This window comes from Streptococcus sp. 121 (assembly GCF_016458205.1).
Lineage (GTDB): Bacteria > Bacillota > Bacilli > Lactobacillales > Streptococcaceae > Streptococcus.
Map to the genome: position 1 here is coordinate 1 of NZ_JAEMED010000059.1, position 8,753 is coordinate 8,753.

Here is an 8,753-nt window from a genome sequence, read left to right on the forward strand (position 1 = left end):
ATAAAGGGGAAATCCTTTTTTGTCTAGTCGAACGTTTCACCCAATGGGTGAAAAGCAGAACCTTCCAGAAACCCTGTAATCAATACGGTTTCTGGAAGGTTTTTAAGTTAGGTATGAATAATTTGGGTTATAATCATTGCATTTCAAAATCTGAACGTGTTATAGTCTTTTAGTTTATCTTTTATTACTGTGTTAGCTCGTCTTGCCGTACTTCAGTACTGTCTACGACTCGCTGCCTTGTACTAAAAGTAAACTAAAAGACTATAATCCTCTTCGCCGAACCCTTTTGATTGCGTGCCTTGCACGCTTTAGCGATAATATTCAACAGGTCTCCCAGACCTGTTGAACTATTTTCATCGGATTGATGGCAAGCGACGCTTGCTTCATTACCTATAAATTTTAATCCAATTCTTGGATTAAAATTCGTTTCAGATTTCGAACTGTTTCGAGTATTACTTTTCTCCTGGTAGGGCTCGTAGTTGAGTCAACTGTTCAAAGCTATAGGCTGTCTGAATAACCTTTTCATCCTCACCTACTTTGGCAAAGAAGGTTGCTCCAACTGGTGTTTCATTGATTCGTCCAAAGGGAACCGTGAGTTCCGGTGCGCCAGCAACAGCTGCAAGAAGAACATTACTGTAGTCTTTAGCGACAAGTATATCCAGTTCCCGATTATCAATGACCTGATTCAATTTGTCTTGAGCGATTTGAATAATATGTCTCACTTTGGGATCGTTTCGTTTAGGTCGCAAGGCTTTTTCCAAAAGATTCTGACCATAGCGCATCCTCACCTCTGGATCCTGCCTATTGAATTCAATCAGTTCTCGCAAGGAATCAATCGGTGCTCCTGCAGTTTCTAAATAGTCGTTCAAATCTTTCTCAAAGTCATTTTTTAGAATAAATTCCAAATCAATCTTACGCGTATCAACCTCTACAGATACCACTTGAGCTCCTAGATCTTCTAGAGTCTCTATCAGTCGCTTATCAAAATCTTTGTCCGAATGTAAAAGACCAATTCTTTTCCCCTTGATAAAATCAGTTTCTAAAGAAAGAGAAGGATCTTTGTCACTGGCAGCACAGTAAGTTAAATAAGCATCTTCAACTGTCTTTGTGAGGGGACCGAGAGTATCTAGAGCATAGCTAATCGGAACGACCCCTTCACCGTTGATCTCACCACGGGTCGGTTTGTAGCCAACAACAGAGTTAATACTCGCAGGAGCTATTATAGAGCCACAGGTTTCCGTTCCAAGGCTAACTGTTGCTAGATCCATCGCCATCGCAACAGCACTGCCAGAGCTGGATCCTAGAGGACTTATCACAAGAGGATTGAAGGGATTGGTTGTCTGTCCCTTTTTAGCACTATAGCCACTTGGATTTTTTGTACTCATGTAATAAGACATCTCAGATAGGTTGGTCTTTCCCAAGAGGATCGCTCCATTCTCTAGAAGCTTGTCAACGACAGGAGCATTTTTAACAGGGATAAAATCTTTGAGTCCATAAGCTCCCGCACTTGTCGGCATGTTATTGGTGTTAATATTTTCCTTAACCAAAACTGGGATTCCTGCTAAAATCCGATTATCTTGCTTTTCATCAAACTTCCGGGCCTCAAGCATGGCGGTGGGGTTTATTTCACTCACTGCATTGTTGCCTTGTCTACTCTGATCTTCCTTGATCTTTAAGAGATAACATGCGACTAAATCCTGATGACGAATGTGTCCTTGGCGCAAAACCTCTTGTAACTCTCTGAGAGATTTTTGTTCCATTAAGTAGGCCTTTGCCCGCACGCTCTCGATATCAACCCCGGCCAGCTGCTGATCAATCGCCGCAATCACCTGGTGATTGCGAAAAGCAAGACTCTCTTCCTTAGCTGGCTTGTGCGACTGGAAGTATCGATACAAAGCAGCCGCTCCGAGGGTTGCGGTAGTAAGAACAATACCTGAGGCCCATAGAACTATTTTTTTCACCTTCATGTTTTTTTCCTATTCTTTGACTTATATATTCTTTTAGTTTGCTTTTAGTACAAGGCAGCGAGTCGCAGACAGTACTGAAGTACGGCAAGACGAGCTAACACAGTAATAAAAGATAAACTAAAAGAGTACACTCAATGAAAATCAAACATTAAACTAGGAAGTGAGCCGCAGACAGTACTAGGGTACGACAAGGCGAAACTGACAACGTTTAAATTTGATTTTCAAAGAGTATATTCTGTTTCTAAGTGGTTTTGCAGAACCCTAACCTCAAAGATCCCAATCTCAACTGATTGGGATCTTTGAGGGCTAATGAGCTGAAGAATTCTTCTCTTCTGTAACGTCTTTAGGTTGATAGGCAGAGATGATCTGCGATACCAGGGGATGACGAACAACATCTTGCGTTGTCAGATGGATAAATCCAATGGTCTGCAGGCGTTTTAACTTGTCCATGGCATCCAGCAACCCCGATTTTTGCTTATGAGGTAAGTCAATTTGACTGGTATCCCCATTGATAATCATTTTGGAGTTAAACCCTAGCCTAGTCAAGAACATTTTCATCTGCAGGACGGTTGTATTTTGCGCTTCATCCAAGATGACAAAAGCATCATCCAGTGTCCGCCCCCGCATGTAGGCAAGCGGCGCAATTTCAATCACTTCTCGCTCCAGCAAACGGTTAGTCTGCTCTTTCCCAAGAATCTTATGTAGTGCATCATAGACTGGTCGAAGGTATGGATCCACTTTTTCCTTGAGGTCTCCTGGTAAAAAGCCCAAGCTTTCTCCGGCTTCAACTGCCGGACGTGTTAGAATAATCCGTTTGACTTGTCCACGCTTTAGGGCACGTACAGCTAGGGCAACTGCCAAAAAGGTCTTACCGGTACCGGCTGGACCAATCCCAAAGACAATATCCTGGTTCTTAACCGCATCAACGAGGAGTTTTTGCCCTGGAGTCTTGATTCGAATGGATTTTCCTTGGAAATCTGTTAGGACTTCCTCCTCATAAAGAGCGACAAACTGGTGGAGACGACCTTCCTTGGACATATTCATGGCCGTCACAACATCGGTTAAAGCAATTTGCATACCACGATTTACCAGTACCTGTAGAGCCTGAATAATCGCTTTCGCCTCCAAAGCCTGCTCCTCGGATCCTAGAATCTGTACCCGCTCGGTCCTTGCATGGATGACCACATCCAAGTAATCCTCCAATAATTTCAGATTCCGCTCATTTGAACCAAATAAGAGCAACAAATCATCCGGGTGGTTTAAGGTTAACTCAGTTGAAAATTCTTGCAAACGATTCTCCTTTTTTGCTTCTTTCCTATCAGTATAACAAATTCCCAGCCCCTTGTCTTTTCTCAATGGGATAAATAAGTCTCCCAAATACGATCAAATTGACTTAAATTAAAGGCAAAAGAGGCTTCTTCCTCCAAATAACGGCTAATCTGATCAAAATCACTGCTTTGGCGGGGAAAGGCGGTCTCGGTAAAGACCAGATCCGCCAAGGCAGCAGCCTCCACATCCATCTTAGAATCTCGCTGGGTCATGAGCCAGTGGTAGAAAGATTTACGCATGATCTTCCTCCCCAATCCACTCGGTGCCCCACTCATCCTGCTTGATTTTTCCAGCCTTCATGAGGCCACCCAAGGCCTTCTTAAATTGCCCCTTAGAAATCCCGAAGGTCTCCTTAATGGCCTGCGGTGAAGACTTGTCGTTCAAAGTCATGAAGCCGCCATTGGACTGCAAATACTGGGCAATCATCTGGGCATCGTTGGCCAACATTTCATGGGAACGAGGCTTGAGCGAGAGGTTCAGAGTCCGATCAACTTGGCGAAAACCAATCACTCGCGCATCCAAAACCTGTCCCAAACGAGGCTCTGCAAAACGTTCAGACGGATGAACAAAGCCCAACATATTATTCTCAGGCAAATACACAAAGGTCCCACTTAACTTCAACCGATAAACAATAGCAGGCCAAGTTTGATTCTGCATATTGTCATAAGCCGGCCCAGCCAAGCGTTGAAAATCTTCCGGACTAGCTAAAATTCCCCAAATCCGCTCTTTGGCATCAACCTCTAACCGAATGTAGAGACGATCTCCCTTCTTAGGCCACAATTCTTTTAACTCTGGCAAAATATCCAAAGATACCACAAACTGTTTGTCAGGCAAACCAGTATCCACAAATACTCCCAAATCACGGCGCACCTCCGTTACTTGGCCCCAACCAAAGTTCTCCCGGTCAGCTGTTACCTCAATCGTTGTCAAACGCCGCTTCTGCTTCATATCCACATAGGCAAACCCCTTTACAGAATCCCCTAGAGCATGCTTCCCTTCAGCTTTATCTAGAGCATAGGTCTGCCCTTCTTTTTGAACATAATAATACTGATCATTTTCATCTGTTATCAGGCCCACCAAATACGTAGCCAATAAACTTTCCATATCTACTCCTTTTTCAAAAGGAGGTTGGCTGCGCCAACCTCCTTATCCGAACTTAGACCTATTTCACGTCAAAATCAAATGACTCAAAACAGTTTGAAATCTGACTAGAATTTTAATTCTGGAATTGAATTAAAATTTATATCTACATGATGCATGCAAAGCATGCAATCGCTACCGATGCTGGTCGAACGAAGGGTCACCAAAGCGGCTTGGCAATGTTCAGATTTTAAACTGTATAGAGGATTAGACTTCTAAGATTTCTTTTTCCTTACCAGCTGTCATTTGATCGATTTTCTTAACAGCATCATCTGTTACTTTTTGAATGTCTTTTTCAAGACCTTTCAATTCGTCTTCTGTGATTTCTTTTGCTTTTTCTTGCTTCTTCGCTTCATCCATAGCATCACGGCGGATGTTACGGATAGCGATTTTCGCATTTTCACCAACTTTTTTCACTTCTTTGGCCAAATCACGACGGGTTTCTTCTGTCAAGGCAGGGATCACCAAACGAATCACAGAACCATCATTGGCAGGTGTAATGCCAAGATCTGAAGCATTCAAAGCACGCTCAATATCTTTCAAAGAAGATTTATCAAATGGTGTTACCAAAAGAACGCGCGCTTCTGGAATTGTGATAGAAGCGATTTGATTCAAAGGCGTGTCTACACCGTAATATTCAACAGTGATACGGTCCAAGAGACTTGCGTTCGCACGACCTGCACGAATCGATGCAAATTCACGGGCAAGACTTTGGTGAGATTGGCTCATACGTTCTTGAGCTTTGGTTACAATTGCGTTACTCATTCATCATTCTCCTTTTGTGAGTTGTTAGAAACAGTTGTCCCGATTTGTTCTCCGAAGACAACACGGCGGATATTTCCTGGTTCATTCATATTAAAGACCACAAGGTCAATATCATTATCCATTGAAAGACTAGATGCTGTTGAATCCATAACTGCCAAGCCTTTATTCAGAAGATCACGGTGGGTCAATTCATCAAACTTAATCGCATCCGCATTTTTACGAGGATCGGAATTATAGACTCCATCAACCCCATTTTTAGCCATCAAAATGGCTTCAGCTTCGATTTCCGCTGCCCGAAGTGCAGCTGTCGTATCGGTTGAGAAATAAGGGGAGCCAGTTCCCGCCCCGAAAATCACAATCCGACCCTTCTCCAAATGACGAAGTGCCCGACCACGGACAAAAGGTTCAGCAACCTGGTTCATTGGAATTGCAGTCTGCACACGCGTATCCACACCTACTTGTTGCAAGGAATCAGCCATCACCAAGGCATTCATCACGGTCCCCAACATTCCAGTATAGTCCGCTTGTACTCGGTCCATACCCGCCGCAGCTGCTGGCTCCCCCCGCCAAAGGTTTCCGCCACCAATAACAAGGGCAATTTGCACTCCCGCAGCCTGAACTTCAGCAATTTCTGCCGCCATTTTTTGAACCGTTAAAATGTCAATCCCGACACCGCGTTCACCGGCCAAGGCTTCTCCGGATAGCTTAATCAAGACACGATTGTATTTAGGTTTCACCATCTTACCTCTCCTTTTTTTGTCCTAACTATTGTAACACAAATATCGTATAGAGTCGCAATCTTTTCGCTTTCATTAACGATCCCTATCAAAACAGGGGGGCAGATCGTCCGATTTACAATTTTTACAAAGGTAAACTACACTTTTTCAAATTTTTGCCCCTCGTTACCCCTGGAAAATAAAAACGCGCAAGCATATTTCATTGCGAGATCCGACAGAACTAAAGCAATGGGGGGGAAGAACTCATTTCGTTTCAAAAGGGTTCGTTATACTCTTTTAGTTTATCTTTTATTACTGTGTTAGCTCGTCTTGCCGTATTTCAGTACTGTCTGCGACTCGCTGCCTTGTACTGAAATCAAACTAAAAGACTATTCAAGTCTTTATTTCAAGTTGTAAGCTGAAACAATTTATCCCCAAACCGAGCTCGCTCTTTTATTGTTAGGCTCGGGTTCAAACAGTCTCTTCCCAGACTGTCTTCGCTTTCTTGTTTTAAGGCTCAGGTACAAAGGCATGTTGAATGCCTTTAGAGTTTCTAGTGAATTGAACGAAGTTCATATCACTGTTGATTCGGTCAGATTTAGAGTATTATACTCTTTTCGTTTATCTTTTATTATTATGTTAGCTGGTCTTGTCGTACTTATTTGAAACTTTCTTCGAAAGTTTTATCAGCAACCTCAAAATCTCCCTCAAGATTTTGACCTGTCTTCGACTCGCTTCCTTATACTGAAAACTATATTTCCTTTCTCAGTGGATTTGGAGTCACCGTCTTACCTTTTCTCCCCCTTCATCTTATCCAAATATTTTAAACATTAACGATTCAAGCAGCACATTTTTAAGGTCATTTTTCACAGGATTCATCAAAAACTAGGTTCTTTCACTCCAATCATCCCGTCAAAAAAAATTCACAATAACAACTATAATCCAAGAGACTTTAAATTGATAGAAAGTGAATCTAAACAGATTTTTCTCACATTATTTGTATTCCCTTTCAAAATAAGCTATGATAAACATAGAAAGGATGTAGACTATGAATACAAATAAACTCATTCCTTATAAACGTATGCCCATCTGGACCCAGGTAACGACGCCCCAGACAGTAACAAGACAGCACAATACCAAAGCAGGGACTTGGGGGAAAATCCGTATTCTGAAAGGAGCTTTGCGTTTTCATTTTCTAGATTTAAACGGAGAGATACTGGAAAGTCACCTGTGGAAGGCAGGAGATGCCATTCCTTTTGTAGAACCTCAAAAGTGGCACCGTGTAGAGGTAGCATCAGATTCCTTGGAATGGTACTTAGAGTTTTACTGTCGTCCTGAGGACTACTTTGTCAAAAAATACAATTGCGGGGCTGTGCATTCAGAAATTTTAGAGGCCCTCCCAATCATACAGGCTCATACAGTATTAGACTTGGGATGTGGCTCCGGTCGAAATAGTTTATATCTGGCACACCAAGGGTTAGAGGTTACAGCGGTCGACAAGGATGGACAGGCCTTGAACAATATTCAAGCAATCGCCGACGAAGAAAACATCCCTCTAAACCTTGAAAGCTATGATATTCATGAGGCTTCCATCAAAAAATCCTACGATTGGATTCTTTCAACCGTCGTTCTGATGTTTTTAGATGCCAGCCGAATTCCAGACATCATTCAGAACATGCAAGATCAAACCAAACCAGGGGGGTATAATCTCATTGTTTGTGCTATGGATACAGAGCGCCACCCTTGCCCGATCGCTTTTCCCTTTACCTTTAAAGAAGGTGAATTAGCTCATTATTACAACGACTGGGAGCTCATCAAATACAATGAAAATCTTGGACATCTCCATAAAGAAGATTCTCAAGGAAATCCTATCCAACTTCAATTCGCAACCATGCTCGCCAAAAAACCAAGCTGATACTCGAAATAGCTCGAAATCTGAAAAAGTAATCCGATGAAGGTAGAGCGAGGGTTCGGCGAGGAGGATTAATAGACTCTTTTAGTTTATCTTTTATTACTATATTAGCTCGTCTTGCCGTACTTATACTCGAAACAGTTCGAAATCTGAAACGAATTTTAATCCAGGAATTGGATTAAAATTTATAGGTAATGAAGCAAGCGTCGCTTGCCATCAATCTGATGAAGGCTGAACTATCGTTCGGCGAAGAAGATTAACACATTCAGATTTTGAAATGTAATGAGTATTATTTGAAACTTTCTTCGAAAGTTGTACTCAGCAAGCTCAAAATCTCCCCCAGAGATTTTTCTACCATTTGTCAACCATTTTTCTAAAAATAGGACAATTTATTTGGCAGATTGATGCCTGCTGAGCCTAGTTGTGAAGCAAAGAGAAGGGGATTTTGTGTCAAGGCCTTGAGCGTATGCGTGCCTTTACACTGAATCTTCCTTCTCTTTATAATTGGCTTGCTCACAGGCAACTTTTAGGTAATTTTACTCCCAAAATAAAGATAACTACCTAAAAAAGGGTACACTGAAACAGCACCCTGATTTGCCATTTTTTTCACAAGGTGCTACAATGATATGGCATAAGTTTCTTTATCGACTTTTTGCGATATTGTAGTCGTAAAGTTTGTTATGCGTTATGAGGTAATGTATCGTTCGTATTAGCCGATGCATAGAGGCAATCGCATGTGGTTTTGTAGAACCCTTTGGCGATTGTCTTTTTCTTTTCTCATAAAAATCCGCAATATGACAGGGTTTAGTACGACTAGCTGAAACAATATTGTGAATACACTTGAAGAGAATTTTACGGGCATAGGGGTTCCCACGTTTTGTAATGTGTTCTCTAGCTAGATAGTTCCCTGATTCATAATGTCTG

At 42.0% G+C, this 8,753-nt stretch carries 8 protein-coding genes; 1 reads left to right on the forward strand and 7 read right to left on the reverse strand.

Annotated features, from left to right (window positions below):
• Positions 1–452: 452 nt before the first annotated feature.
• The 6 genes from JEQ21_RS09245 to pyrH form a co-directional block, all read right to left on the reverse strand.
• On the reverse strand, positions 453–1,967 hold the full coding sequence (locus JEQ21_RS09245) for an amidase family protein (RefSeq protein ID WP_233340867.1): 1,515 nt from the start codon (positions 1,965–1,967) through the stop codon (positions 453–455).
• A 306-nt stretch (positions 1,968–2,273) separates the two neighbouring features.
• Positions 2,274–3,257: a PhoH family protein gene (locus JEQ21_RS09250; RefSeq protein WP_199365237.1), complete on the reverse strand. Its 984-nt coding sequence runs from the start codon at positions 3,255–3,257 to the stop codon at positions 2,274–2,276.
• Between the two features lie 62 nt (positions 3,258–3,319).
• Positions 3,320–3,535 (reverse strand): YozE family protein, encoded by a 216-nt coding sequence (locus JEQ21_RS09255; protein WP_199365238.1) that lies wholly within the window; start codon positions 3,533–3,535, stop codon positions 3,320–3,322.
• The gene (gene cvfB / locus JEQ21_RS09260) at positions 3,528–4,400 is read right to left on the reverse strand and encodes an RNA-binding virulence regulatory protein CvfB (RefSeq protein WP_199365239.1); all 873 of its coding nucleotides are present in this window, start codon (positions 4,398–4,400) and stop codon (positions 3,528–3,530) included. The genes JEQ21_RS09255 and cvfB overlap by 8 nt, the downstream gene beginning before the upstream one ends.
• Positions 4,401–4,643: 243 nt before the next feature.
• Positions 4,644–5,201 (reverse strand): ribosome recycling factor, encoded by a 558-nt coding sequence (gene frr, locus JEQ21_RS09265; protein ID WP_199365240.1) that lies wholly within the window; start codon positions 5,199–5,201, stop codon positions 4,644–4,646.
• On the reverse strand, positions 5,198–5,941 hold the full coding sequence (gene pyrH, locus JEQ21_RS09270) for a UMP kinase (protein ID WP_196092164.1): 744 nt from the start codon (positions 5,939–5,941) through the stop codon (positions 5,198–5,200). The genes frr and pyrH overlap by 4 nt, the downstream gene beginning before the upstream one ends.
• A gap of 1,024 nt (positions 5,942–6,965) precedes the next feature.
• On the opposite strand from pyrH, the gene tehB reads away from it, so the two are divergent.
• Positions 6,966–7,832: an SAM-dependent methyltransferase TehB gene (tehB, locus tag JEQ21_RS09275; protein WP_199365241.1), complete on the forward strand. Its 867-nt coding sequence runs from the start codon at positions 6,966–6,968 to the stop codon at positions 7,830–7,832.
• Between the two features lie 638 nt (positions 7,833–8,470).
• Here tehB and JEQ21_RS09280 read toward each other — a convergent pair.
• Positions 8,471–8,753: transposase (locus JEQ21_RS09280; protein WP_199365242.1), on the reverse strand; the 283-nt coding region annotated here is incomplete at its 5' end.